22 protein-coding genes are annotated in these 25,657 nt (G+C 57.1%); 13 read left to right on the forward strand and 9 right to left on the reverse strand.

Going from position 1 to position 25,657, the window contains the following annotated elements:
* Positions 1–114: 114 nt before the first annotated feature.
* Positions 115–261, reverse strand: coding sequence for a hypothetical protein (locus Poly51_RS30260; protein ID WP_186775296.1), 147 nt, complete (start codon positions 259–261; stop codon positions 115–117).
* A gap of 31 nt (positions 262–292) precedes the next feature.
* Here Poly51_RS30260 and Poly51_RS02595 point away from each other — a divergent pair, with 31 nt between their 5' ends.
* A complete protein-coding gene (locus Poly51_RS02595; RefSeq protein WP_146453925.1) occupies positions 293–1,171 on the forward strand; it encodes a hypothetical protein in 879 nt (292 codons plus the stop codon).
* A 16-nt stretch (positions 1,172–1,187) separates the two neighbouring features.
* Here the strand turns inward: Poly51_RS02595 and Poly51_RS02600 are convergent, their stop codons facing one another.
* From Poly51_RS02600 to Poly51_RS02620, 5 genes are all read right to left on the reverse strand, one after another.
* Complete coding sequence (locus tag Poly51_RS02600; protein WP_146453927.1) at positions 1,188–2,174, reverse strand: SMP-30/gluconolactonase/LRE family protein; 987 nt, start codon at positions 2,172–2,174, stop codon at positions 1,188–1,190.
* 162 nt (positions 2,175–2,336) lie between these two features.
* Positions 2,337–2,639, reverse strand: coding sequence for a hypothetical protein (locus tag Poly51_RS02605; RefSeq protein WP_146453929.1), 303 nt, complete (start codon positions 2,637–2,639; stop codon positions 2,337–2,339).
* 6 nt (positions 2,640–2,645) lie between these two features.
* Positions 2,646–4,541, reverse strand: coding sequence for a serine/threonine-protein kinase (locus Poly51_RS02610; protein ID WP_146453931.1), 1,896 nt, complete (start codon positions 4,539–4,541; stop codon positions 2,646–2,648).
* The gene (locus tag Poly51_RS02615; protein ID WP_222435773.1) at positions 4,538–5,140 is read right to left on the reverse strand and encodes a peroxiredoxin family protein; all 603 of its coding nucleotides are present in this window, start codon (positions 5,138–5,140) and stop codon (positions 4,538–4,540) included. Before Poly51_RS02615 ends, Poly51_RS02610 begins: the two co-directional genes overlap by 4 nt.
* A 102-nt stretch (positions 5,141–5,242) precedes the next feature.
* Complete coding sequence (locus Poly51_RS02620) at positions 5,243–6,298, reverse strand: acyl-CoA desaturase (RefSeq protein ID WP_146453935.1); 1,056 nt, start codon at positions 6,296–6,298, stop codon at positions 5,243–5,245.
* Positions 6,299–6,456: 158 nt separating this feature from the next.
* Between Poly51_RS02620 and Poly51_RS02625 the strand changes: the two genes are divergently transcribed.
* The 5 genes from Poly51_RS02625 to Poly51_RS02645 all read left to right on the forward strand — a co-directional run bounded on the left by Poly51_RS02625 (position 6,457) and on the right by Poly51_RS02645 (position 11,325).
* Positions 6,457–7,335 carry an RAD55 family ATPase gene (locus tag Poly51_RS02625; RefSeq protein WP_146453937.1) on the forward strand — a complete coding sequence of 293 codons (879 nt, stop codon included), beginning with the start codon at positions 6,457–6,459 and terminating at the stop codon, positions 7,333–7,335.
* A 75-nt stretch (positions 7,336–7,410) separates the two neighbouring features.
* On the forward strand, positions 7,411–8,610 hold the full coding sequence (locus tag Poly51_RS02630; protein WP_146453939.1) for a type IV pilus twitching motility protein PilT: 1,200 nt from the start codon (positions 7,411–7,413) through the stop codon (positions 8,608–8,610).
* A gap of 51 nt (positions 8,611–8,661) precedes the next feature.
* Positions 8,662–9,996: an ATPase, T2SS/T4P/T4SS family gene (locus Poly51_RS02635; RefSeq protein ID WP_146453941.1), complete on the forward strand. Its 1,335-nt coding sequence runs from the start codon at positions 8,662–8,664 to the stop codon at positions 9,994–9,996.
* Positions 9,997–10,024: 28 nt separating this feature from the next.
* Positions 10,025–10,363 (forward strand): hypothetical protein, encoded by a 339-nt coding sequence (locus Poly51_RS02640; protein WP_146453943.1) that lies wholly within the window; start codon positions 10,025–10,027, stop codon positions 10,361–10,363.
* Positions 10,363–11,325 (forward strand): H-X9-DG-CTERM domain-containing protein, encoded by a 963-nt coding sequence (locus Poly51_RS02645; RefSeq protein ID WP_146453945.1) that lies wholly within the window; start codon positions 10,363–10,365, stop codon positions 11,323–11,325. Before Poly51_RS02640 ends, Poly51_RS02645 begins: the two co-directional genes overlap by 1 nt.
* A 112-nt stretch (positions 11,326–11,437) precedes the next feature.
* Here the strand turns inward: Poly51_RS02645 and Poly51_RS02650 are convergent, their stop codons facing one another.
* The 3 genes from Poly51_RS02650 to Poly51_RS02660 all read right to left on the reverse strand — a co-directional run bounded on the left by Poly51_RS02650 (position 11,438) and on the right by Poly51_RS02660 (position 18,545).
* Positions 11,438–12,196: an alpha/beta hydrolase gene (locus tag Poly51_RS02650; RefSeq protein WP_222435774.1), complete on the reverse strand. Its 759-nt coding sequence runs from the start codon at positions 12,194–12,196 to the stop codon at positions 11,438–11,440.
* A gap of 69 nt (positions 12,197–12,265) precedes the next feature.
* Complete coding sequence (locus Poly51_RS02655) at positions 12,266–17,482, reverse strand: MSCRAMM family protein (protein WP_146455124.1); 5,217 nt, start codon at positions 17,480–17,482, stop codon at positions 12,266–12,268.
* On the reverse strand, positions 17,457–18,545 hold the full coding sequence (locus tag Poly51_RS02660; protein WP_186775297.1) for a WD40 repeat domain-containing protein: 1,089 nt from the start codon (positions 18,543–18,545) through the stop codon (positions 17,457–17,459). Before Poly51_RS02660 ends, Poly51_RS02655 begins: the two co-directional genes overlap by 26 nt.
* 241 nt (positions 18,546–18,786) lie before the next feature.
* Between Poly51_RS02660 and Poly51_RS02665 the strand changes: the two genes are divergently transcribed.
* The 7 genes from Poly51_RS02665 (at position 18,787) to lpxC (ending at position 25,624) form a co-directional block, all read left to right on the forward strand.
* Entirely contained in the window at positions 18,787–19,785 is a 999-nt protein-coding gene (locus tag Poly51_RS02665; protein WP_246114216.1) for a TIGR03009 domain-containing protein, read from the forward strand.
* Between the two features lie 236 nt (positions 19,786–20,021).
* The gene (locus Poly51_RS02670) at positions 20,022–20,354 is read left to right on the forward strand and encodes an FmdB family zinc ribbon protein (protein ID WP_146453949.1); all 333 of its coding nucleotides are present in this window, start codon (positions 20,022–20,024) and stop codon (positions 20,352–20,354) included.
* Between the two features lie 22 nt (positions 20,355–20,376).
* Positions 20,377–20,937: an isochorismatase family protein gene (locus Poly51_RS02675; protein ID WP_146453951.1), complete on the forward strand. Its 561-nt coding sequence runs from the start codon at positions 20,377–20,379 to the stop codon at positions 20,935–20,937.
* 3 nt (positions 20,938–20,940) lie between these two features.
* Positions 20,941–21,336 carry a hypothetical protein gene (locus Poly51_RS02680; RefSeq protein ID WP_146453953.1) on the forward strand — a complete coding sequence of 132 codons (396 nt, stop codon included), beginning with the start codon at positions 20,941–20,943 and terminating at the stop codon, positions 21,334–21,336.
* A 177-nt stretch (positions 21,337–21,513) separates the two neighbouring features.
* Positions 21,514–23,607 carry a M28 family peptidase gene (locus Poly51_RS02685; RefSeq protein ID WP_146453955.1) on the forward strand — a complete coding sequence of 698 codons (2,094 nt, stop codon included), beginning with the start codon at positions 21,514–21,516 and terminating at the stop codon, positions 23,605–23,607.
* A gap of 308 nt (positions 23,608–23,915) precedes the next feature.
* Positions 23,916–24,473 carry an OmpH family outer membrane protein gene (locus tag Poly51_RS02690; protein WP_146453957.1) on the forward strand — a complete coding sequence of 186 codons (558 nt, stop codon included), beginning with the start codon at positions 23,916–23,918 and terminating at the stop codon, positions 24,471–24,473.
* Positions 24,474–24,673: 200 nt separating this feature from the next.
* Complete coding sequence (gene lpxC / locus Poly51_RS02695) at positions 24,674–25,624, forward strand: UDP-3-O-acyl-N-acetylglucosamine deacetylase (protein ID WP_146453959.1); 951 nt, start codon at positions 24,674–24,676, stop codon at positions 25,622–25,624.
* The last annotated feature ends 33 nt before the right edge of the window (positions 25,625–25,657 follow it).

The following is a 25,657-nucleotide window of genomic DNA, read 5'->3' on the forward strand; positions in this document are numbered from 1 at the left end:
GCATTGCCCACCCAAACAATCGATTGAGTGGTGATCAGGGGCCAACACAACAACTCTGGCACACCCAGGATCACCGGTTCTATGTGGTGATGACACCACCACGGCGTTTCAAAATTACAACGCTTTGGGGGTAACGCTATCGGGGCCACACAGCCCGCGATTCAGCGTAAGTCCTTTGGCTCGAACGATTTGTGGGTGTCCGATTGAGTTCGGCTGAGACTGTGGCACGCCCATTGCGTCGGCTGGATTGGAAAAGAACATTCGTTCGATTCCCGCCCAATGGTTCCCGCCCATGCACTGTGTCCTTATCGCCGATCTCGCCGCACTCGTGTCCCAGCATGGTCCGTCGATCATTTATGGACACGATGCGATCCCGCCTGAAGCGATGACCCAATACTGGACGACATCACGGACGCGGTTCGAGCTGTGGCATCAAACGGTTGCTCGATATCGCAAGGTCGAGGTCACTGGCGATTTTGCTGCGCTTCGGCGTTGGTGGCGTGACCACATCGTCGTGGTCGAAGAAGTGCTTGTTACCGAAATGCTGACCCGCGTGATCGCCGCCCTGGCGGCTGGTCTGGACCGCGAACACGACACCGACGAGATTTCGCCGATCACGCACGCCGTTTTTCTGACCCACTTGGAAGCCCGTAATCGGATCCAGCAACTGATGTTGTACGGTCGCGGCAGCAGTGTCCACGACACCGTCCGGCTGAACCGACTTCGCCAAGGCGTCGAACGTTGGACCGACGCGATGATCGGACGGTTGTCTTCGGAATCGCCCAAGACCGTTCGCTACGCCTTCGACCCGAAACGGGCCCGCGAGTATGCCGAAGAAGCGCGCAGTTGCGGGAACCGCTCGATTCGAAACACATCATCTTGGTTGATGAACGCCGCGATGCACGACACGCTTCGGCGACGAACATCGCCGTCGGCCGCGCTACCCGAAGCGAATCAGGCCGTCGTTCGAAGCGTGATGCTGATGTTGCGACCGGATCGGTTCGACAGCATCGGCACACTCAAGTCGCTGTGGTTGCATCGATTGCAAACCAATGCCGACCGAGCCGACCGCGTGCTGGACGAACTGGACGGGCCCGACATCGATGACGCCCCGACCGCAGACGCTATCGAAATGGCAAACGACAAATACTTCGAACGTTGGTACATGTGAGCGACGTTTGATTCGATCACTTCAACTTGACGCGACAAACGTACGAGTCAGCGGTGATGTAGAGCGTCTTTTCGTCTTTGCCGAACGTGCAATTGCTGGTCCGTTGGCCGGTGATCATTCGGCCCAGCAGCTTGCCGTCCATCGTCATCACGAAGATGCCGCCCGGGCCGCTGGCGAAGATCGTTCCGCTGGAATGAACCGCCAAACCGTCGGGTAAACCTTGCGATTGCTTCATCGCGTCGGAGGCATCGGCAATCTGCGTTCCATCACCAAGCGTCTTGTCTTGCTTGATCGGAAACGTCATCCAGATCGGCTTATCGGGATCGCTTTGGGCGACGACAAGGGTTTTTTCATCCGGCGACAACCCGATCCCATTGGGCCGAGTCAATTGTTTGGTCAGAAGCGTCAGGTTGCCGTCGGCTGCTAATCGATAGACGCCGCAAAAATCAAGTTCGCGACGCGGATCGCTAGCCCGTTCGGGCAAACCGTAAATCGGATCGGTAAAGTAAATGTCGCCGGCCGAATCGATCACCAAGTCATTGGGGCTGTTCAAACGACGGCCCTGGTATTGATCGACGAGCGTTCGTTTGCCGCCGCCACGCGTCAGGACAGAAATTCGGCGGTCGCCGTGTTCGCAAGCCGTCAATCGCCCCAATCGGTCGAGGGCTAGTCCGTTGCTGCCCGGTTCCAATCCGTAGTAGCTCACTCCGGTGTAACCACTTGGTTGCATGAACAGATGGATGCCATCACGCTGGGACCACTGGAAGATACTGTTGCGAGGGATGTCCGAGAACAGCAAGTAGCCGCCTTGTTTGTCGTCGACCCACACGGGCCCTTCGCACCAAGTGAAACCGGCGGCCAGGACTTCGATCTTGGCATCTTCACTGACCCATTGGTCCAGCGCCGGGTCCAGTCGTTCGATTCGGCCGAGCGTCTCGGGGGTTTGAGCCGACGCGGCACTGGCGAATGAAAAAAGAAAGACGAAGACGAAAGCGGTGCGCATGGCAAGCGTTTCCACAACGAGAAAACGAGTCGGACATATCGGAGGCCAGATTGTACTTGCTGGCAGACGCAAAAGGCAAAACGGGCCCCGCGATGTCCATCAACGGCAGACCGACGAGCGTCTTGATCGGGCGGTGACCTAGCAGCCTGTTGAAAAAGGGTGCTAAAGGTGCGTCGGCAAGAACCGCTTTTGCTCGTCGCTTTCCATTGGCAACGGCGGATCGATCCACGCGATCGGTTGGCCGGACGCCAAGCCGTCACGAACACGCTGTTTGAATTCGGGCACAATCTTGGCCAGCGCGTCACGTTCGGTCGACGCGACTACGGAGATGCCGTCCAGATTGGCAACACGTGCGACGACGCCACCGTTCACATCGCGTTTGACGTAAACGATACAGCCGAACGAAGGGACCTCCGCCGTCGGCTTGTCGGACGATGGGTCAATGGGAAGTGAGGGATTCGACATCGCCAGTCATGGGGTAGCGGAGGAAGGTTTGGTAGTTGTCGCGAGACCGAGTCGGTTCGCTTGAACGTCAGCAAAATGAATCGTTGGCTCGTCAGGCGAGTTCCCTCGCACGACCAATCGCAGATCGCCGGCATCCGTTTCATTTCCGTCAATCGGCAGCCAGCCAACGAAGACCTGCTCGAAAAAGACATACCATTCGGCGCCTTGACGCTCGATGTGGACGACGTGAAACCGATCCAAGATCGACAAAGGCGCGGGTTCTTGGTGCTGGACGTTCAAGTCGCCGAAATCGCCCTGCTTTGTACCCAACTGGATCAAATCCGATTGCACACGCAGCGTCGACCGGACGGCGTCGTTGTCGCCTGCGTCGAAACCGAAATCGACTTCCGCGACGGCTGCTTCATCGGACAGGTAGACCAGCAGTGTGATCCGTTGATGCGGCCAGTCGGGTAACCGGCGTGTGATCGCGCCTTGTCGAGCCAAGCACGCGATGCTGGTCGAATCGTCAGGTGCCGGGACGACATTCCAAGCGCCGACCATCGAACCGCCGACGTCCCATCCCGCCAAGGTGATTCCGTCAAAAAGAGTCTCCAGAGCTTCCGTACGAGTGAACTGGCGCACCCCCGGTGCATTGGGGCGCAACGCAAACGCGGCAAACGCCACCAACGATCCTCCGACTGCGACGGCGGCGATCGAACCGTAGATCCATCGACGACGGTGAATCTGGACCGATGTTTGACCACGAACAGGTTGAACCGATGAATCGAAGGGCTGCGTCACCGCCAAATTCTTGGGTGTCGGATCCGAGGTCACACTCGGATCAAAGGTCATCGTTTCCGCCATTGAATCGACGTTGTGTGGCGTTGGCGATAGCTGAAGGGCGTCGATACGATCGATTAGATTGCGATAACTCGCCGGCCGGTCATCAGGCGATGGCGCGATCATCGATCGCAGCAGTTCGGCTTGGCCATTGGGCAAATCGCGCAGCAGCGGATCGCCGTCCGGCAAACCGGACTTCTTGAGCGCCGCCAACCGAACCAGACTCTTTACCGCAAACGGCATTTGGCCACTCAACAAGTGCAGCGCCGTGATGCCGAGCGAGTAGATGTCGCTACGAAAATCGATCGTGCCATTGTCAAACTGCTCGGGCGACATGTAAGCCGGACTGCCCACCAATGCATTGTCCGTAGTGATGCGGGCTTGATCGAAACCCGTATCCGACAGGATCGCCAACCCGAAGTCCGTGATCTTCAATTGGTCCACGCCCGCCGGCAGCGACGAACCTTCGGGCGGCGACGTCACAATCAGATTGGCTGGTTTGATATCGCGATGAATGACGCCGTGCGTTTGCGCGTGCGACAATCCGGCCGCGGCTTGGCGAACAAAGTTCCACGCAATGACGGGCGACAACCGCTGGCCGCCACGAACCAATTGGTCACACGGTTGCCCTTTGATGAATTCCATCACCAGAAAGTAGCGACCGTTGTGCTGGCCGTAGTTCCAAGCCTGGACGATCCCGGGGTGTTGCAAACGAGCCACCGCCATCGCCTCGCGTTCAAACCGCTGGGCGACGTGGGCTCCGGTCATGCTGGAAAGCAAGATCGTCTTGATCGCAACGATTCGATCCAAATCCAATTGCCGCGCCCGATAGACCACGCCCATTCCGCCGCGGCCCAGAACTTCAAGCAACTCGTATCCCGGCACCGTATCGGTCGGATGCAACAACGATTCGGCGATGTCGACCAAGTCCGGCGTCATCCAACCACGACGCACGACCAAGGATTCGATCGACATACCACCACTGGATGCTTCGGCCAACGCTTCCCGCGCGACGTCGGCGGTCAAGAATTTTAGCGCAACGCATTGATTGACAAAGCGATCGTTGAAGGCGGCGTCACTCAATCACTCATCCGCTCTAGTTGCTTTAAAATGGCGTCGACCGATGGTCGATCGGCGATCGATTGACCGACGTAAGCAAATCGAACTCTCCCTTGGCGATCGACGATGTAGGTAGCCGGCTTGGCCAATTCGTCTCGAATGCCCAATTGGTCAACGGATTGTAAATCGATGTCTAAGAAAATCGGAAAGGGGATCGATTCGTTTTCGACGGGACCGCCCGTGATCTTCTTGCGAAGCTCTTCCACCAACTTCACATCGCCGTCGGTCTCGGTGGGAAAAACGACAACCAGTTCGGCGTCATACTGTTCCAGTTCGTCGAACCGACGCGCCCATTTCGACGTCTGCGACGCACAATACAAACAGATCGCACCGGTCCATCCTCGAGTCACGACCAGGACGGTGTACTTGCGTTTCATCCCTTCGACTAGCTTGACCGGTCGACCGTCGGTGCCCGTGAAAGCAAGTTCCGAGAAGTCCTCGATCGGTTGCGTTTGCGATTGCACCACATCCGAGAAGGTGATTCCATCGTTGACTGCCGGGCGGCAACCCGAAAAAACCACACAGGCGACCATGAACAGCAAACCGAGCCGCGTTGATGACATCGGTTCTTTTGAGAGGCAATCAGATCGCGACAAGGCATCCACCTAAAAATGGCGTGATCGTCGGTTTCGCGAGTTCGCGAAACCAACGCGTGGGCCGCCATCTTACGCTTTCGACCGAGACTTTGCCGCCTGGGCTTTGCGAATGTGTCGCGGTTGGATGATATCGGTTGCCAGGCCCAACACGCCGAACAAGCGAATCGTGTAATAGTTGATGTCGATTTCCCACCAACGATGCTGGACCGACGCGCTGGCTGGGTCAGCGTGGTGGTTGTTGTGCCAGCCCTCGCCAGCGGTCAACAAGGTCACAAACCAGTTGTTGCGGCTGTCGTCGGTCGTCTCGTAATTTCGGTAGCCGAACACGTGCGTCAACGAATTGACGGCCCAAGTGATGTGCCAAACCCAAACCGTTCGGACAACCACACCCCACAAAAACACGCTCGCCGCCATCCGATACGCTTCAGGCGAATTGCCGTAAATCATCACGCACACGACGTTGGCAACGATGGCGTAAACGATCGCATGGCCGAAAAAGAAGATTCCCGCCGCGATGGGAAGCTTCTCGAGCCATCGGTAATACGGATCGGCCAACACGTCGCGAGCGTACTTTTCGTACATCGCATAAGTCGCTAGCGGCGTTCGTGTCTCGTGGACCAGCCACTGAACGTGAGACCACAAGAAACTGATCCGCGGCGAATGCGGGTCGTCTTTGTGGTCGCTATGCGAATGGTGCATTCGGTGCCAAGCAACCCAGTGCGCGGGCGTTTCCTGCGCGGTACACATGGCTAGCGTGACCAGCGTGCGTTCGAACCACTTCGGCGACTTGAAACTGCGATGCGACAACATACGGTGATAGCCGATCGGAATCGCCATCTGTCCGAAAACGACGACGCCTGCCATAAACGCGATCACACCGGCCCAGGAGAAAAAATAGGGCAGCACCGCAAGCAAAGCGATCGCGTGCAGGGCGACAAAGAAGACCAGATAGTCCCAACGGACCGCCGACATTGTATGGCCGACGGGGCTGAGTTTGTCGTCGGAAGAGGCTTCGACGGAATCGTCGATCCGCGGCGTTTCAATCAAATCCGGGGAAATCGCATCCGCGGCAATCGTCGCCCGTGCGTCCTGCGTTGGTGAAAGCGTTGCTGCCTCGGTTGCCATCTCGGCTCCTAGATGATTAAAAACGATCCATGCGTGGTTGGGAGCATACCCGATCGAACGTTGTTCCTTGCAGGGGCGAAATCTGGGTTTTCGCCAAGTGCGCCAATGTTTTGCCGACGTCGCGTTGCCCAAATGGTCCAAACCGTAAAACTTGTGTTATGAACCACCGAATCAGCACCGGAAGCCCTCAACTTGATGACATGCTCGGTGGCGGATTGCTGCCGGGCACATTGACCGTCGTGATGGGTGCGACCGGGATTGGAAAGACTCAGCTTGGGATCGCGTTCGCCAGTGCCGGCAAAGACCAAGAAGGCCAGCGTGGCATCATTTTCGACTTGACGTCTCGTGGCGATTCGCAAAATCATCGCGACTATGCCAAGCGGATGTTTGACTGGGACTTGATCGAGACTCCCATTGTTGACCGCGTCGATGCGGCGACCGTCTGGGATCCCAATCGGGCTCGAACCGACGCCATGCACGTGTTTCGCAACGTCGGGCGGCGCGTCACCGCATCGGATATGGATGCCGACGGTTGGCGGCGATGGAAGTCGGAACAGGCTAAGAAACTGGACCAAGCGATCGCGTTTTTCTATGGCAACTTCATCCACGGCGTCCGCCGCGCCGTGATCGACGGAATCGAACCCGCCGACCGAGCAGCCGACTCGATCCAGTACGAATTGTTCGAATACGTTTACCACCAAATCATCCGCAAAGAGCACGATTGGCTGGCCCGCGATCTGTTCCGCGTCGGATTCCGAGAAAACGCCGATCGCGTCGCCGCCGCGGCCTACGAGCACACACAATTGGGCTGTTTGCTGCTGGCGACCAGCCACGAAGTCATGCTGGACGACTTGATTTCGCGGCCGATCGAAAGCGGCGATGTCCTGTCCAACGCCAACACGATCATTTTGATGGGAAAGACTCGCGACGGAAATCAAGTCGGTCGTGCCCTGTGTGTCGCAAAACATCGTGGAAGCCCGTGCGAGGAGTCGATTGTGCCCTACCGAATCGAAAACAGCGGAATCTGCATCGGCTAACCAAAGGACTGAGGTCGAGTTAGAATGGGCGGACGTCGACGCCGCTCTTCTTCTTCCCGAATAGTTCCCGATTCCATGTCGCACAAAAAATCAGCTCCGCCGCCCGCGGTCCTCCAAGACAACTCCGCCGAGGCCGTCGCAGGACGCTTGCGGGCGAGTTTGCTGCAGGAAAAGGGAGAACTTGAGGTCGACAAGATCTTCCGGGCGCTGGTGAAGCTGGAGGGGTCCGACCTGCACCTGAAGGTCGGCCAGCCGCCGATGGTCCGCGTTCGGGGCGAACTCAAACCGCTCAATCGGCCGCTGATCGACATGGAAGAAATGGTGCGGCTGCTGTTGCCGATGATGGACGAGCGGAACTTGATCATCTTCGAACAAGAAGGCGGCGCCGACTTTTCGCACGTCATCCACGTCGATGGCGTCCGCTGGCGATTCCGCGTCAACATGCTCAAGTCGCTGGGCAACATCGGATTGGTCGCCCGCCGGATCAGCAACTTCATCCCCGACTTCAAGGGTTTGTATTTGCCACCCATCATGGAAACGCTTTGCCACTTTGACCAAGGCATGGTGTTGTTGGCCGGTGTGACGGGTTCGGGCAAATCGACGACGATCGGTTCGATGCTCAACTACATCAACAGCATCTATCGCAAACACATTTTGACGCTCGAAGATCCGATCGAGTTCATTTACACCGAAGACAAGTGTTTGATCAACCAACGCGAAATCGGCCAAGACGTGCTCGACTTCGAAGTCGGCATGAAGCACGCGGTGCGAGAAGACCCCGACATCATCCTGGTCGGTGAGCTTCGGGACGAAGAGACATTCATGACGGCGATCCACGCCGCAGAAACCGGTCACTTGGTGTTCGGAACGATTCACGCCGCAAGTGCATCGACAACGATCGGACGGATCTTGGACTTGTTCCCCGAAGAAATGCACGGTGCGATCCGATCGGCCATCGCTTTCAATATGAAGGGTATCGTCGCGCAAAAACTGCTAAAGACGATTCGGCCCGATGTGCCTCGCGTGCCGACGTGCGAAGTCATGACGTTCTCGCCAATGATTCGCAAACTGGTCCTCGAAGGCCAGGATCACAAACTGCCCGACGCGATTCGCATCGGTGCCGAGGACGGCATGCAAGATTTTACGATGAGCTTGAAGCAGTTGATCGACGATGAACTGATCGACCGCCCCACCGCCTTCGCCGTGGCACCTAACAAAGAGGCGCTCAAGATGGCGCTGAAGGGTATCGACGTGAAGGCGCCGGGTATTCTGTAAGCGACCGAATTTTTCCTATTCACTCCCCTTCATCCGAACGATCTTGCCACGATGGCCGAAAAAGAAGAAATCCAACTTTGGCAAACCGTTGCTCCGGTCGAATTCGCTCCACGAATTTCCGAACGGACCCAAGCACAGTCGCTGCTGATCGCGACACGCCAAGGACCCGGCTATCAAATGATTGGCGGTCAACTGGCGCACGCGATCCAGTCGCGAGCGACTCACATCTTGTTGGATTTTTCGCAAAACGCGTGTGCGATTCGCTACCAAATCGACGGCAATTGGGAACAATTGCCGCCGATTGACCGCGAAACCGGCGACGCGATGCTGTACGCGCTGAAGCAATTGTCGCTGATGAATCCCGCCGATCGCCGTTCGTCACAAACGGGCTCGCTTGGATTGAAGATCGCGAAGGACAAATTCTCGCTCACCGTTCAAGCGCAAGGTGTCGCCACCGGCGAACGCGTGTTATGTCGGATCGCAATGGATAAGATTCCGTTCGATCGGATGAGTGACTTGGGCATGCGAGACAAGTTGTTTGACGCCTTCAAACAAAAACTTGACGAGCACGGCAACATCGTCTTGATCACAACGCCCAAGGGCGAAGGCCTGACGACGACCTGGGGCATCGCCGTCAATGCGGCCGATCGTTTGGTCCGTGACTTTCAATCGTTCGAAGATCAAACGGCGCCCGAACCAGAAATCATCAACGTCAACCAAAACTTCTTTGGCGGCGACTCGGGCAAGACGGAAGTCGAGATGGTCAAAAAGATGATCTTGAAAGAGCCGGACGTGCTGCTGTTTCCCGAACTGCCCGAACCGGAATCGATGCAAATCTGCTTGAAGCAGGTGAAGTCATCCGAAAAACAAGTTTATCTGCGGATGAATGCCAACAACGCGATGGAAGGCTTGGTCCGTTTGGTCGATCGCTATCGCGAATCATCGAAAGAGATCAGTGAAACGATCGGTGCGGTACTTTGTCAAAAACTGGTCCGCCGACTTTGCGACAATTGCAAACTCGGCTTCGAACCACCACCGCAACTCTTGAAACAACTGGGCATCCCGGCCGGCCGCGTCGCGATGCTGTACGGTCCGTTTATCCCGCCGCCCATCGAACAACAAGTCGACGAGAACGGCAAACCGGCGCCGCTGATTCCGTGTCACGTTTGCAATGGCCGCGGATACTTCGGCCGGATCGCGATCTTTGAACTACTGACGCCGGGCGAAGAATTGCGAAAAGCGATCCTGAAGACCCAAGACATCAGCCGCTTGAACCAAGTCGCAAAGTCCGAAGGCCACCGCGGCCTACAAGCCGAAGCGATCCTAACCGTCGCCCGCGGATTAACCAGCCTAGATGAACTCAAACGCGTCTTCGCGAAGCGGTAGGAATCATCTGAGAACAGGATGAAGTCAAATGCTTCGAACATTTCTAGCCGGAATGCCCAGCGTTTTGCCGGAGGATATTGACACAGTCTTGCGACTATCGGGTTCCAGCAGCGAGCGACTCCAAGCGATTTCGTTTCTACTCGTCTGTGTGATTCTATCGACGGTGATCATCCGAACGCTGTGGAATTTCATCGCGAAAGAGTCCCATTGGCTGCCATCGCTTTCGTGGACGAAAGCGATGGCCGTCGTCTTCCTGTGGGGATCCGTTTTCATCCTTGTGCTGACCATGATTTCAGGAGCCCGCGAGCTTATGACGCCGGGAGCCTGGAAAAAAAGCGGCGCAACCTACACATTGGACCGAGAGTGATGTCGCTACGACAATCGCTGGCGCTGCTCGCTCTGGGAATTGGTGCCATGGTGTTGCTGGCCGCGACTCCCGCGCCGATTTCTACATCGCTGTTGTTTGGTTGGACCGATTTTGCTCAGTCGTCGGCATCGAAGGTGCAGCCACACGCCGGAGGAATCGCAGTCGCGCTGGCAAGTTTCCTCGTTGCGACAACGTGTTGTCACTATCTCGTCCTATGGCTGGCGAAGGAATGCAATTCTCGGCGTGCTTCGGACGCCAAAATCCGATGGAGTGTCCGCGCCAGTTTCTCGGTGATCTTGCTATGCACGATTTTGTTTGCGTTGGGTATCGCTGTTACTGGAATCGTTCATCAACTCGGGTGGCTGGCAACATCGCCGGATCCAATCTTTGTCGGAAAAAACCAATTGCGAGGTGACAGCGACTTGTCGACGTACCGCCCCAACGAAATCGCAACGACGACGCAACGCAATTGGATGTATCACATTCTTCCCTACTCGCATTACTCCCAACCTGAATTGGATGAAACGAAAGCGTGGAATGCGGAACCCAACGCCAGCACGTTTCGCACAGTCACTTACGAATCCATCTGCCCTTCGATGGGAAACCCGATTTGGTCGCCCGACGGGTTCGGACTTAGCCACAACGCTGGCAACCCCGAAGTGTTCGAGTCTCGATCGCCAATTCGATTCGAAGACTTTGACGACCTTGGAAACACCATTATGGTTGGCGAAGTCGATACCGCACTGGTTCCCTGGGGCGATCCCTCGGGCCTTCGTCCGTTGACTCTGGGGATCCGTGACGAATGGCAGCAATCAGCAAGTGGAGAAGTAGGCTATGGAAGTCTTCATGCGAACGGAATGATGATGTTGATGGGCGACGGATCAACACGATTTGTCACAAACACGACTGATCCCGTGCTACTCGAAAGCCTTTCTCGAAGGGGCAAAAGGGAGGCCCCGTGAAGCTGCGAAATCCTGCGTGTCAATCGCAGAAGTGGAATATTTCGTTCGCCAAAACATAACTACTTGAAACAGTCTCCTCAATTCGATCGTTGCATCCGCAGTCGAGGCACGATCAACGTTGGATCTTCACGCCGGCCTGCAACGACCAATCGTTGTGGCCGCCGGGAATCGGTGTGAAACGGGCGCCGGTGACTTGCTCGGTGAGAGTCTTGGCGTGTTTGACAGGAATGATCTCGTCGTTGGTGGCGCCGAAGATCTCGACCGGACCCTGGTAGTCTTTCAGTGCCGCCACATTGTCCCATCGGTCCAGCAACAAGAGACGCACCGGAAGAAAAAAGAACCGTTTCGCGGCGACGCTTGCCAACGATTCAAACGGGACGACGAGTACGATCTTGTCCGGCGGCGTTGCTTCCTTGGCGAGCGAGCATGCGGGACCGCTGCCCAGTGATTCGCCGAGAACGCAAATCGTGGCGTTCGGATTTCGCGACCGTAGAAGCCGATAGGCGTCGGCCGCTGTTTGGTTAATCGACGCCCGCGTCGGTTTTCCCTCGCGAGCCCCGTACCCCGGATACTCAAGAACGTACAGCGAATCCGTCTCTGACATTCGTCCAAGCACGTAGTCTCGATCCGCGGCTTGACCGCCGTTGCCATGCGTCATCAACCAAATGGTCGTCGCATCAGGAACCTCGCGACAAAAGCCTATCGCTTGCTCCGATTCGATCCACGGACTCAGCCGTGACGCCCCATCATGATGCGACGGAAAATAGAGCAAGTGCCGTTGAAAAAAGAAGACAACGGCTACGACAACAACGTAAGGGATGATCGCGATCGTAAACATCCGCAAGACCCGCCGAGCTATTCGCCTGATCACGAAGACATTCCCAAATCACAAGACCAAAAAAAATGTCTACATCACCCTCCGGGTGATGGCTACTTTTTACTACGCGGATTCATCGTAGTATGCTGCGTCATCTTTTCCGTCGCCGTCGAAGTCACCGACGACCGGCTGGCTATCGGGATTGTCTCGCGGCACTTGAATTTGCAAGTCGTTGCCCGTGATCCGTCGGTCGCCGTCCGTGTCGATGATCCAAAGGTCACCGCGGACGACACCGATTTCGTCAATCTGGTCACCGTTGAAGTCGCCCACGATCGGTTCATCGCCGGGTTGTCCGAACTTGACCTTTTCATCGTTGTCGGTCCATCGACCGTCGCCGTCGGCGTCCAGCAACCAGTTGCCCGAATCGAACACGCCGATCTGATCAATTCCGTCGCCGTTCCAGTCCCCTGCGATCGGCGTATCGGCCTGTTCGCCGTATTTGAAAACGTGGTCGACTGCATCGGCGCGAAGCGACCCTTGATCCCCACGAACCATCAACCGCTTTCGATCGTCGCCATCGTCGCCATCGTCGTCTATCGTCGCCAAGGATCGCGAATCAACTTCGCGTCGACGTTTGTTGTCGGGGTCCGGCAAGCCGGGGTCTTTTTTGATCTTCTGTTCGTCACGGTGCCATTGGCGACCAAAGATCCCGATGTCGTCCTTGCCGTCACCATCCCAGTCACCCACGACGGGTCGATCCAGTTCAGTGCCCAACTGCATCCACAAATCGCCTGCGTCCCACTTGCCGTTACCGTTGAAGTCGACAAACCATTGGCCGTTCTTATACAAGACGCCCTCGTCGACTCCATCGCCATCGAAGTCACCCGCCAGAGCCCAACCGTCCTCGACACCAAGCGTCAGGGCATCGCCTTTTGCCATTCGCTTACCGTCACGATCGACGATCGTCCAACGACCCCGGTCCTGGTTGCCATCGATCCACTGGCCCGACACTTTGCGTGTACTGACGCCTTGAATCAGACCATCTTCACCAACGACACCACCACCCGGGAAACCGCCGTTGATCACACTTAAGTGCCATGACACCGCCCATTCATCGTCGGTGACCACCGGCGTTCGATAGGTCAACGGTTGAGCAAACGAGACGATTCGGATTCGAGGATCAAAGGTTTCGATAGGTTGTTCAGCACGGGGCGTTTGAGGGCGCGGCGGTTCCAATTGCGGAATCTGGTTCGGCGCGATCACGATCTCGCTGAAGTTGTTGTTGATACTCTCGCCGCCACCGATGAGTGTCACGTTCAAAATCGCGTCGTTCCGCGGATCCGATGCTTCGTTTTGCGACAGTGTCTGGATCACGATCCGATCGTCGTCGTCAACGACGTCGGCCGGGTTCACCGCAATACCGCCGGTCGAACCGGGTGTATCCAGACCGTCGACGTAGTTTTCAGGCTGGACTTGATAGACGTGGTAGACGCCCGGCCGCAGTCCCGTGAACTCGTAGTATCCGTTTTCGTCGGTCGTGACGCGAATCGGTCCGTCTTCGTAGACACCCGGCAACGCTCGGTCGGCTAGGAATGGTAACCCCAACAAGTTTCGCAGCTCAATCGTCACCCCGCCCAGCAGCGTGTCGTCCGGCGTCAATTCGCCATCACGGTATTGGCGTAGGTCCTTCGCATCGGGTGTGCCCGACAAGCGAATCGCTTCGCCGTCTTGAAACACGTGTCCTGAAATCAATGCCGGCGGCACTTCGGGGAAGTCATAGTGACGCGCGTCGACTCCGCCGCGCAGCTCGATGCCGACCAACCAGTCATCACCGCCGACACTTCCACCGACGTCGCCCACGACTTGGCCGCCGTGGAACAAACCAGCCGGCTGTGTTTCGCGCACCGAATAGACGCCGGGCGCAAGTTGATTGAACAAGTAGTCGCCGGACGCATCGGTGCGAACCTGGCGCACGATCGAACCCGCATCATCGATCAGTTCGACCAGTACGCCGGCCAGCGGTTCGTCACCGGGGTCGAAGACTTGATTGGGAACGGCTTCTTTCCAGACACGACCGCCAAGCGACGCAGCCGGTAATTCACAAAAATCATAGTTCACCAGCATCTCGCCGGAGTGCAAACGAGCACCCAACAAGTCCTCGCCCAACACTTGGCCGTCACCGGTGCCAACGACTTGGCCGCCCTGGAAGTAGCCGTCGGGTTGTTGCTCGAAAAGTTGGTAGCTTCCCGGTCGCAGCCCCGTGAAGCTGTACGCGCCATCAGCATTGGTAACGGTGCTTGAGATGAATTGTCCCGACGCATCACGCAGCTCTATCGTGACGCCTTCCAGCGGCGGTTCACCGGGATCGCGGATGCAGTCACCGTTGCCGTCGACGTAAACGATACCCGCGATGCTAGCGGGTTCGAGTTCACAGAAGTTGTAACGCGTCAGTCGCTCGCCCCAACCGACGGGAATTCGTGAAATCACATCGGTTTGCGAATCGTCGCCGCCGTGGCTGCCCGCTTTTTGGCCGCCTTGCAACCAACCCGCCGGTTGAATCTCGCGGACCGAGTACTCGCCGGCCGGCAAGTTTGTGAACTGATAGTTACCGGACGCATCGGTGTTGGTGAAACCGACCAATTTGCCGGTGCCATCGTAAAGTTCGACGCGGGCGCCTTCGATGCCGACTTCGTTCGCATCGAATTCACAATCTTCGTCCAGATCCGAAAATACCGATCCGCGAATCTCGGCCGGTGGTCGTTCGCAAAAATCGTACTCGACCGCCGTGACACCCGACGCAAGCGTGATGCTGCCGATGCGGCTGCCGTCCAGCGCGGTACCGCCCGCCGATCCCGGTATCGCGTTGCCTTCGAAGTATCCGTCGGGTTGCGATTCGATGACCGTGTACGTTCCGGGACGCAATCCCGTGAACGAATACGCTCCGTCGGCGTTCGTCGTTGTCGTTGCCACTTCGGTACCCGACGCGTCCACCAAGCGAATCGTTACGCCGGCCAACAAGAGCTCATCTTCGTCTCGTTCGCAGTCGTCATCGGTGTCGACAAAAACCTGCCCAAACAGCGATGCCGGCTTCAATTCACCGAAGTTATATTCGACGCCGATGTCGCCCTGCTTCAATTCGATCGACGCTAGCGTATCGTTGCCGGCATCACGACCGCGCCGCGTTCCACGAATGTTGCCGACGGAGTCTTTGCCGTCCAAGAACCCGGCCGGTTGTGTTTCGACGATCGAATAGTCGCCGGGCATCAGGTCTTTGAATTCGTATCGTCCCGCCGCATCGGTCGTCGTTGTGGCGACGGTTTCGCCAGCACCGTTGATCAGCGTGACCTGCGTCTGGGCGATCGGTTCTTCGCCCGCATCGCGATTCCCGTCGTCGTCACCGTCTTGGTACACGTATCCGGACAGCGTCGCCGGTGCCGCTTCGCAGAAGTTGTATTCGAGGCCGACACCCGATGGCGTCATCGCGATCTGCGAAATCAATCCACCGTCCACGGACGTTCCGACGGTGATGTTGTTGATTCGGCCGACATGGGATCCACCATCGATCAACCCGTCAGGCGTGAATTCAACGATGCGGTAGTTGCCGACTGGAATCTCGGCGAACTGATACCCACCATCCGCCCCGGTCGTCGTGCGAAAAACGGTGGTACCCGATTCGGTTTGCAATTCGACGCGAACGCCCGGGATGGGCGTGCTGCCGTTGCCATCATGATCACCGTCGCAATCTTGGCCCGGTCCCGCTAAGTAGACGAACCCGGCGATCGAACCGTAGGGCGTTTCACCAAAGTTGTATTCAACACCGTCACTGCCACCGATCAGCGTGATGCTGTGAATCCGGTCGCCGGGATTGTCGGCGGTACCCACAACTTGCCCATCGATGGTACCGGCGGTGTCGATGCCGTCGTTCAGCCCCGAGGGTTGATTGACTTCGATGACTTCGTAGCTTCCCGGCGGCAGTCCGGTGAAGGTGTACGATCCGTTTCCGCTCGTCGTCACCGTCAACACCGAAGGCGTGGTGGTGGTATCGAAGGGCACCAGACGCATGGTCACGCCCGGAATGCCGACTTCGCCGTTGTCTCGTTTGCCGTTGTTGTTTGCGTCAATGTAAACAACACCCGAGATCGAAGCCGGTTCGGCTTCGGCGAAATCGTAGTCCACCGCCGACGTGTCGCCCAACAGGATATCGATACCCGTCAGAATGTCTTTCGATTCCGCCGTACCAATGGATGCACCGGCCACGCGACCAGGAATCGCCGCCACGCTGTAAAGTCCGTCGGGTTGCGTTTCAACGACGCGGTAAGTCCCCGGTTTCAAGCCCAACGATTTTGGGAACATGTACTTGCCCGACGCATCGGTCGTCGCGCGCAGCCCCGAGTCGACGTAGACGCCCGTCGCGTGCTTCATCCAAAGAGCGACTTCGACGCCGGGCAGAACCCGCTCGCCGGCTTGGCGGATCGAGTCCAGGTTGTTGTCGACCCAGACGGTACCCGACAATTCAATCGGCTTGGCCGTTTGCCGAGCCGACGCGACCGCCGCCGCCGACCGGTTTGGGCGACTGTCCGGCCCGGTACCTTCATCAGGCGGCAAGTTCAGTCCGAACGCAGATTCCGGATCACCGTAGTCGTTTTCGAAGATCGCGTCGGCGTGAGCCGTTTCGAAATGCGGCGCGTTGAACGTTGCTTCCAAGATCGAGTCCTGGAACTCTTGTCCCGACGCGATCACATCAAGGCGGTCGTTGAAGATCGCCAGGTCGACGACATTGCGCAGCACTTCGTCGACGTCGAGCGTGAACTCCAACCGATCGCCGGCTTTGAAGTTGGACAGCCGCAACACCAATTCCTGACCGCCATCGGCGACTTGAGCCGTCGCGTCGATTTCACGACCGTCCGCCGAAGTCATGCGGACGATACTGAACCCGTGCGATCCATTTTTTCCGCGGCCGCCTTGCTCCGTATCATAGATCAAGTCGCCAACGGTGATGCCATCGCCGTCCTTGTCAGTGATGATCTTGACTTCGCTGAGCTCGGTATCCGGCGCGCCGCCGCTGAACGACAGAATAAATCGGTCGCCTCGCGAGTCGCTGCCGACGTCTTGATCGCTCTCCAAGTAGTCCGTTTCTAAGTAGACAACACCGACGTGAATCGGATCGGCTGCGAACAAGCGTCTAGCTTCCAAACGTTCCGGACCTACCGCGCGTCGTTTCAGCGCATCGGTACGGACGGTCGGTTTTCGATCGCGGTTTCGTTTGGCTTTCCAGATCACGCTCGGCACCTCCGTGTGCCCACAATTTTGGTGTTCAGCGTCCGACCGAACCGTCGGCATCTGCGATGCGGGCACCGTAGGTAACAATGTCTGCGATGGACCAACGACGCAGCATTGCGTCGAAGCCACCAGACACCAATCCGTCATCGCTGGCCGCAAGCGCGGCGATACTGCCGCGATGGCCTTCCAATGTTTGCGTGACCTCGCCCACGTCTGTATTGACGACGCGAATCACGTTATCCGAACCGGCCACCGCTACGGAATGACTGTTCAGAACCGCGACCGCGAACAGTTTGCCGGTGGTCACGTTCACACGATGACGAAGCTTTCGCTCGCGTGTGTCAAATACCGTCACGTCGCCATCTTCCCCGACCGAAACGGCGATGTTGCTTTGGCGATGGAAGACGACATCGTGGATGCGTCCCTTGTGCAGCGGATGTTCGCTGGACAATTCACCACGTTCGGGGTGAAACAGGTGCAGATCACCACTGCGTCCGGCGACGGCGATAACAGCCCCGTCTTCGCGGTAAGCAACCGCCCGCAAGTCGTTACAGTCGCATTGCAGCACCGAGCGTGGGCGAACGGTCCGACCGATCAAGTAGATTTCGTTGTCAAACCCGACGGCGGCCATTTCTCGGCCGTCCGGCGCGAATCGGACGCGAGCAATCGCGGGAGTTCCTGACATGACCTGCAATTGCGCGAACGCATCACCGCGATCCCACAACATCAGTTGCCCATCGTTGCCGGCCGAAACCAGCTTCTCGCCGGCCGGATCGAATGCCAGCGATCGAATCAAGTCACGATGGCCGGTCAACTTGTGAACGACACGATAGTTTGCCGCGGAAAGAATGCGGATCACATGGTCGTCGCCCGAAACCGCCAAATACTGGCCCCGTGGATCTGCCGCGATTGCCGTCACGACAACGGGCGCATTGGTAGCCCCTTCAAGTCGATAGACACGACTTTGCACCGGAAGCGATGTCGTGCCCGTTGTGCGAAGCTCGGTCGTTCGTGTCGGCGCGGTCGGTTGTTGCCCGACGGCGGTGATGGCCGGTGCCAAGAGCGCTATCGCGCACAAGCATTGGCGGCGCGATAAATTCGCCGCATTTAGGTTCCTGGTCATGTTTCTCCCCCCGGAGATTGCGTACTCATTAAAGATGATCGGCATGAAAGGCACGCCATATGACCTGAATAATCGGAAAAGCTTCACGCGCCCGGGGGGTTGGAGCAAGAAAGCGAAACGCGATTCTGAAACTCCTCTTTCCTTTCGATCGCATCCCTGGTTACAAGGGCTTCGTAATCGTCAGATCGACGGATCGAGTCTGGCGGGTGAGTTTCACGAACGACGAAAGCGGCGCTGAAGGATGATGCGACGAACCCTTGCTACCGGATTGGCGATTTTGATGGCGGCCAGTGCCGCTAACGCGCAGCAACCCGCTGGGACACCCAGCTATGCCCAGCGTCCACTCGATCAAGGCATCGAAGGAAACTTCGGCAATGCCAACCAACCCGCGGCACGCGTTGCCGCCGCACCGGCGGCGGCCGCAGCCCCCCAACAACCGTTTCCTCCACTTTCAGTGGAAGCCCAATCTCAATTGCAACAAGTGTTGCTGGCTTGGCAAAAACAAAGCCAAGGCACCAAGACGCTCGAGTGTAAATTCACGCGTTGGCACTTCGATATGTTCGCCGCGCCAGCCGGTTTGCACGCAACGAGGGCCGACGGAGTCTTGAAGTATGCGGCGCCCGACCGTGGACTCTTTCGCGTCGATCAACTGGTGTTCTTTGCCGGCATCGATGGCGACAAGCCTCACTACAAACCACAAAATGGCCAATTCGGTGAACACTGGGTCTGCAACGGTCAACAATTGATCGAAATGGATCGCAGCAAACAAGAATGCCGAATTCAAGACCTGCCGCCGGAAATGCAGGGCAAGAACATCATCAGCAGCCCGCTGCCGTTCGTGTTCAATCTGGATGCCACTCAAATTCAACAGCGATACTGGATTCGCCAAGTCGACGCGGGAACACCCGGCATCGTCTTGATCGAAGCCTGGCCGAAACGCCAAGAAGATCGCGCCCAGTACAAATTGGTTCAGATCGCGTTGGAAGCAAACACCTTTTTGCCGCAAGCGTTGAAGATGTACGCTCCGAACTTCGATCTGAAAACGGCTCCGAAATGGGATCAGTACGAATTCACCGATGTCAAGCGAAACACCATTGGTGCCGCGTTGGGCGTGTTCATGAACAACTTTGTCCCCGAAAAGCCGCCATCGAGCTGGAAGATCATGCGTGACAAGTTCGTCGCGCCCGTCGATCCGCCGATGCAACAAGCGACCAACCCCCATGGGGACGCGGTTCGCTAGAGCCCGCCTGCTCGACACTGGACTGTAAACGTCTCGGGACTCAAACCCCGAGACCCGCCGAGGCCGGTAGCCGTCGCATCTTCTCGTAGGGTGTGCCGGCTCCCGGCCTCGCTCGATTTTGGCAACCTAGGCATTTCGTCGAGCGGGAGGTAATCTTTTGGGATCACTGGCGATGCTTGCCAGGACCGATGCTTCCCAAGTCCCAGAACGCCACCTTCCGATCTCGATCATCCAGTATGCCCACCTACGATTACCAGTGCGACGCGTGTGGTCACGCGATGGAAGTCTTTCAAGGAATCAACGATCAGGTGCTGAAAAAGTGCCCCGAGTGCAAGAAACAGAAACTCAAGCGACTGTTCGGCACCGGCGCAGCGATCGTTTTCAAGGGCAGCGGGTTCTATCAAACGGACTACCGCAGCGAAGGCTACAAGAAAGCCGCCGCGGCCGATTCCAAGAGCCAGTCCTCGGGTGAATCCAAGTCTGAGTCCAAATCCGAATCCAAAAGCGACTCGAAACCCAAGTCCACCGAGTCGTCCGCGAAGCCGAAGAAGACGGGAGGCGATTCGTAAACCACGAATCGTATTGCAACGGATGCCGCATCTCCGCTCACCCCACCGACTCGATCCCAAGCGATCGGCTTTGTTGGTCATCGACATCCAAGAGAAGTTGGTGCCGGCGATTCGCAGCGCGGACAACGTGATTCGCACCACCGTCCGATTGATCGAGACAGCGAATCTTTTGGGAGTGCCCACAGCCGCGACGGTTCAGTATCCCAAGGGACTCGGCGGTTTGGTTGGCGAGCTTGCCGAACGGCTGCCGCCACCGGAAGAGAAACTTGATTTCTCAGCGGCCGTGTGCCGCGGCGCGCTTGATGCTTGGACGGCCGATGGCCGCGACCAAATTTTAGTCGTCGGCATCGAAACTCACATTTGCGTGCTGCAAACGGTGTTGGACTTGTTGGCCGAAGGCTTGCGAGTTTACGTCGTCGCCGAAGCCGTTGCGGCGCGGCATGGTCGGGATCACGAAGTCGCGATCGACCGAATGGTGGATTGCGGCGCGGTGATCGTGACGGCCGAGTCGGTCATGTTCGAATGGTGCGGGACGGCCGATCGGCCCGAGTTCAAGCAGATCAGCAAGTGGGTCAAATCGTAAGCGATGACGGAACAAGACTCCGCCGCCACGAACCACCTGATCGCCCTGGGCAAAGTGACGATCTTTTACGTCCCATCGCACAAGCTGGACGATCCGCGGTTCTACGACGGACAAAAAACGGCTCGTTCGTCGATCCACGAATTCTTGATGCACCATTATCGTGCGTACACTCAAACGCCGACCCCCGTAAAAGGGTTCTGGGTCGATCCCACCGGACAACTGGTCCACGACGTGATGGAGCGATTCGAAGTCTCGTTTGCCAACGAATCCGACTTCGATGGGCTGGTCCAATTTCTGGTCGAACTGTGCCGCTGTCTCAACGAAGAAGCGATCTACGTGACGCGGGGCGAGCGAAGCTTCCTGATCTCGCGCGATGTTCCCGATTCGGCGGGTGCTTAGCAGCCTGTTAAAAAGGGCTGACCCTTTGGAGACGTTCCTGAAACATTGTGAATTCGAACGTCGGAGGGGGTAAGCCCCCTTTTTCAACAGGCTCGTGGACTGTAATCCCTTGCCTGGATTCTCTATCCTTACGCACGGATCAAAGAAACAGTCGCTGTCGCGCTCGGGATAGATGTATTGAACGGATTTTTTGCAAGCTGCATGGCCGCACCGTTGACCATGATCGGCTTGATCTTTGCAAGCGATTGGGGCACCGAATCGGCAATCGGCCAAGAATTGCTATCGACGGTCGAGGCCCCCACCGAACTGGATCCGGCGGCACAACGATTGGAATTGCTGCGCGCCGACATCGCGTATCTTTCCAGCGAAGAGCTTCGTGGTCGTAGCGTTGCCGACGACACCATCTTGCTGGCCGCAGACTACGTTGCCGATCGAATGACCAAGATCGGACTCGATACCACGGTGATGGACGGCACTCCGTTTCAGCCCGTGTCGATTCCTTTGGGCGCCGAGGCGGGTGCCGCCGACGCGAACCGATTGGTGATTCGAGTCGGCGAAGCAGATGAAGCCTTGATTGCCGGGTTGAATGATGGACTGTCACCGATGGCCGTCGGTTCCACGACGGGCCAGTTGACCGGACCGATCGCGTTTGTGGGCTATGGCATCACCGCGCCGAGACTGAACTACGACGACTATGCCGGCGTTGATGTACGCGGTGCAACCGTCATCGTGATTCGCAAAGAACCTCAAATGGCTGACCCCAACAGCCCGTTTGATGGGACTCGCAACAGCCGTCATGCCTTCTTTGCAACCAAGATCAAGAACGCGATCAATCACGGCGCCAGCGCCATGATTATCGTCAACGATCCGGTCAGCATCGCGCAGAACGTCAAAGACCAAAAAAACCGAATCAAAGCCGAACGTGGTCGGATCCAATCGATCCAAGAACAACTGGATGCTTTGCCTGCCGAAGCCGTCAACAATCGCGATACGTTGCAGACAAAGATCGAAGGCGTTGAGTTGATGATCGAGTCCATGACCGAAGAATTGGCCAGCATCGGGCGAGGCGTGTTGGGCATCGCCGATGCGGGTGAACGAACCGAAACCGATGCCGCCGGTGGTGCGATCACTTCGATCCCCGTCGTCTCGGTCGCCCGCGACACGATCGATCGATTGCTCTCGCGCACGACGGGTCGGTCGCTGGCCGAAATGGAAACCGCCATCGATGACGACTTGACGCCTCAAAGCAGACGTCTTCCCGGCGTTTCGGCAACGCTTGCGGTCGAATTGAAATCGTCAAACCGCGAATCGCCCAACGTCATCGGCGTGATCGATGGACACGGCGAATTGGCGAACGAAACCGTGGTCATCGGGGCTCACTACGATCACGTCGGGATGGGCGGTGTGGGCTCGTTAGCGCCCGGCACCATCGCCGTTCATAACGGAGCCGACGACAACGCGTCCGGCACGGCAACGTTGCTAGCAACCGCAGGCGAAATGGTTCGCCGATTGGCGATGATCGACTCGCATCGCCGAATCGTCTTCATTGCGTTCACGGGCGAAGAACGTGGGCTCCTGGGCAGCAAGTACTACGTCCGTCATCCGCGTTTTTCGCTCGAATCGACCGTGGCGATGATCAACTTGGACATGGTCGGCCGCGTGCGTGACAATGAATTGACCGTCTATGGCACCGGCACGGCGGACGTGATCGACGAAATCGTGGAAGGTGCGAACCGAGAAACGAAGTTTGATCTGTTCAAAGTCGCTTCGGGATATGGCCCCAGCGATCACCAATCGTTTTACGAAGTCGGTATTCCTGTGCTGTTCTTTTTCACGGGCCTGCACAACGATTATCATCGACCATCGGACGATTTTGACAAAATCGATTTTGGTGGCATGACCCGCATAACCGATATAACTTCTAACTCGTTGTTCGAGTTAGCCATTCGCGGCGCGCGGCCCCGTTATGCGGCGACCGATCGAAGCGTTCAAATTCGCCGGCAAATGACGGCCTTTTTGGGAGTTTCGCTATCGGACCGCGGTGATCAAGTCACCATATCGGGCGTGACGGCGGGTGGACCAGCCGAACAGGGAGGATTTCGCATCGGAGATCGACTGATCTCGATTGCGGGCAAACGCATTTTCCGAACATCCGATGTTCTGGCTCGACTTCGTGACCTCTCACCAGGCGACGAAGCCAAGATTGAATTTGTCCGCGAAGGTCGAGTGATGGTCTTGAAACCGCGACTTGCGGCTCGGCCCGAGGGCTGATTCGATTTCGGAATCACGAACTCTTCATTGAGTGAATAATTTTGTAGAAAAATGGTTCCGGGCATGGTGTTCGGACCATTTCAATCTTTACGCCCTTTTGATCTGGTGACACAATCCAAAACGTCGGGCTTCCGAAAGATTGGAAACCGGTATCGCCAGAATGACTCGGCGCAGGTGACGGACACCTCGCGTGGAATCGAGCAAATCAACAGGCGTTAGATCGAGTACGCACCACATACGCAAGGAGAGCGGACGTGCGATTTATTGGCAAAGCAGCCATCTTAGTGGCAATTGGAACCCTGGCTGCGATGACCCCCAGCTTGGCAACTGCGCAAGAAGCGGGGCATCGTGTCGCGGTGGTCGACGTCGCTTTCATCTTCAAAAATCACCCGGGCATCAAAGCTCAGGTAGCCGCGGTCGAAAACGACCTGAAGAGCTACGGCGGTGAGATGCAGAAGAAACAGGAAGAACTGAAGGCCGCAGCGGAACAGATCAAATCCTTCAAGCCGGGTTCGACCGAATACTCGCAACAAGAAGAGCGAGTTGCCGGATTGGAGTCGAAGCTGCGACTCGACATGGCCCGCAAGAAAAAAGAGCTCGCCGACGCGGAAGCTCGCATCTACTTCGACAACTATCAGAAGATCGCTGATGGTGTGAAGTTCTTGGCCCAACACTACAAGATCAACCTTGTGCTGCGTTACAACAGCGAAAACATGGACTTGGAAGAAGGCCAATCCGTCATCCGTGGCGTCATGAAAAACGTTGTCTACCACGACGACGACTTGGACATGACCAAGGGTGTGATGCAGTACTTAGACAAGTACTCCGTTGCCGGCAACGGCGCCGCGGCTCCAACAAACCGCTAAGTCGTTCCAGAGTGGAACCTTAGCCATGGACTTCGGTTTCTCGGGTGCAGAAACTTGTATCCTTGAAACCGCCTTCCCAAAACATTCCCAAATGCGTAGCCCGGGACTCGTCCCGGCCTACGGTTTGGCGAATTCAACCCAAAGAACAAGATCACGCCTGCCAAGGATGGTAGGTCCACTCGATGCAGGGAGGCAGTCGCGTGCATCGCTCACGCAATGAACACACGACCGCCGTCACGTGCATGATTCACGGACGGGGTTATTGGAGCGGACAAGCGGTGACTGTCACCGTCCATCCCGCACCAATGGGCACCGGCATATGCATGGTCCGAACGGACTTGGATTCCCGTCCCCAATGTGTCGCAAACGTTTCGCACCGCGAAGACGCCAGCCTGCGAACCAATTTGGTTTGTGGTGATGCTCGTTTCCAAATGGTCGAACACTTGATGGCAGCCCTGGCGGCGCTCGAAATCGACAATGCAATCGTCGAGATCGATCGTGAAGAATTGCCATCGCTTGATGGCAGTTCCCTTGCCTTCGTCGAACAGCTCTCTCGGGCAGGTTTGGTGATCCAAGCTCGCCCGAAACAAAGACTAATCGTTCACGACCGTTATCGCGTCGGATCCAGCAGCGGTTGGGTAGAGGCGATGCCATCGAAGCATGGCGAAACGTACTACGAATACCAACTCAGCTACGACGACGAGACGCCCATTGCACCGCAAGCGTTTGGCATCGAATTGACGCCGGACCGGTTCATTCGCGAAATCGCACCCGCCCGAACGTTCGTCACCGCCGAGCAGGCCGAACAAATTCGAGCGACCGGATTGGCCTCGCACGTCACCAACCAAGACCTGTTGGTGATCGACGAAACCGGCCCCATTGAAAACAGCTTTCGGTTTGCAAACGAATGTGCGCGGCACAAAACACTCGACATGATCGGCGACCTTGCACTCACTGGCGTCGAAATCGTTGGCCGGTTCACGTCGTTCCGAGGCGGGCACAACTTGAACGGACGGATGGCCGCCCAACTGCACAAGCTAGCGATCGAGCAAGCCTCAAGGCAGTCGCAACAAATGGCTGATGCGAAGTCCCAAAACACCCGAAGAGCTAAACTTACGAACACTGGTATCGAGCGTCGCGATGCAGCCTAGACCCAGCAAAGCTGTACCGATTCGATCTCCCAG

The sequence above is a fragment of the Rubripirellula tenax genome, from assembly GCF_007860125.1.
Taxonomy (GTDB): domain Bacteria; phylum Planctomycetota; class Planctomycetia; order Pirellulales; family Pirellulaceae; genus Rubripirellula; species Rubripirellula tenax.

What these genes read in the sequence shown, in the direction of transcription:
- Poly51_RS02625 (WP_146453937.1), top strand. Translation starts at nt 6,457, where the DNA reads ATGAACCACCGAATCAGCACCGGAAGCCCTCAACTTGATGACATGCTC.
- Poly51_RS02680 (WP_146453953.1), top strand. Translation starts at nt 20,941, where the DNA reads ATGACGGAACAAGACTCCGCCGCCACGAACCACCTGATCGCCCTGGGC.
- Poly51_RS02620 (WP_146453935.1), bottom strand. Translation starts at nt 6,298, where the DNA reads ATGGCAACCGAGGCAGCAACGCTTTCACCAACGCAGGACGCACGGGCG.
- Poly51_RS02605 (WP_146453929.1), bottom strand. Translation starts at nt 2,639, where the DNA reads ATGTCGAATCCCTCACTTCCCATTGACCCATCGTCCGACAAGCCGACG.
- Poly51_RS02655 (WP_146455124.1), bottom strand. Translation starts at nt 17,482, where the DNA reads ATGCCGACGGTTCGGTCGGACGCTGAACACCAAAATTGTGGGCACACG.
- Poly51_RS02600 (WP_146453927.1), bottom strand. Translation starts at nt 2,174, where the DNA reads ATGCGCACCGCTTTCGTCTTCGTCTTTCTTTTTTCATTCGCCAGTGCC.
- Poly51_RS02640 (WP_146453943.1), top strand. Translation starts at nt 10,025, where the DNA reads ATGCTTCGAACATTTCTAGCCGGAATGCCCAGCGTTTTGCCGGAGGAT.
- Poly51_RS02635 (WP_146453941.1), top strand. Translation starts at nt 8,662, where the DNA reads ATGGCCGAAAAAGAAGAAATCCAACTTTGGCAAACCGTTGCTCCGGTC.
- Poly51_RS02595 (WP_146453925.1), top strand. Translation starts at nt 293, where the DNA reads ATGCACTGTGTCCTTATCGCCGATCTCGCCGCACTCGTGTCCCAGCAT.
- Poly51_RS02665 (WP_246114216.1), top strand. Translation starts at nt 18,787, where the DNA reads ATGATGCGACGAACCCTTGCTACCGGATTGGCGATTTTGATGGCGGCC.
- Poly51_RS02645 (WP_146453945.1), top strand. Translation starts at nt 10,363, where the DNA reads ATGTCGCTACGACAATCGCTGGCGCTGCTCGCTCTGGGAATTGGTGCC.
- Poly51_RS02690 (WP_146453957.1), top strand. Translation starts at nt 23,916, where the DNA reads ATGACCCCCAGCTTGGCAACTGCGCAAGAAGCGGGGCATCGTGTCGCG.
- Poly51_RS02670 (WP_146453949.1), top strand. Translation starts at nt 20,022, where the DNA reads ATGCCCACCTACGATTACCAGTGCGACGCGTGTGGTCACGCGATGGAA.
- Poly51_RS02675 (WP_146453951.1), top strand. Translation starts at nt 20,377, where the DNA reads ATGCCGCATCTCCGCTCACCCCACCGACTCGATCCCAAGCGATCGGCT.
- Poly51_RS02615 (WP_222435773.1), bottom strand. Translation starts at nt 5,140, where the DNA reads ATGTCATCAACGCGGCTCGGTTTGCTGTTCATGGTCGCCTGTGTGGTT.
- Poly51_RS02630 (WP_146453939.1), top strand. Translation starts at nt 7,411, where the DNA reads ATGTCGCACAAAAAATCAGCTCCGCCGCCCGCGGTCCTCCAAGACAAC.
- Poly51_RS30260 (WP_186775296.1), bottom strand. Translation starts at nt 261, where the DNA reads ATGTTCTTTTCCAATCCAGCCGACGCAATGGGCGTGCCACAGTCTCAG.
- Poly51_RS02660 (WP_186775297.1), bottom strand. Translation starts at nt 18,545, where the DNA reads ATGACCAGGAACCTAAATGCGGCGAATTTATCGCGCCGCCAATGCTTG.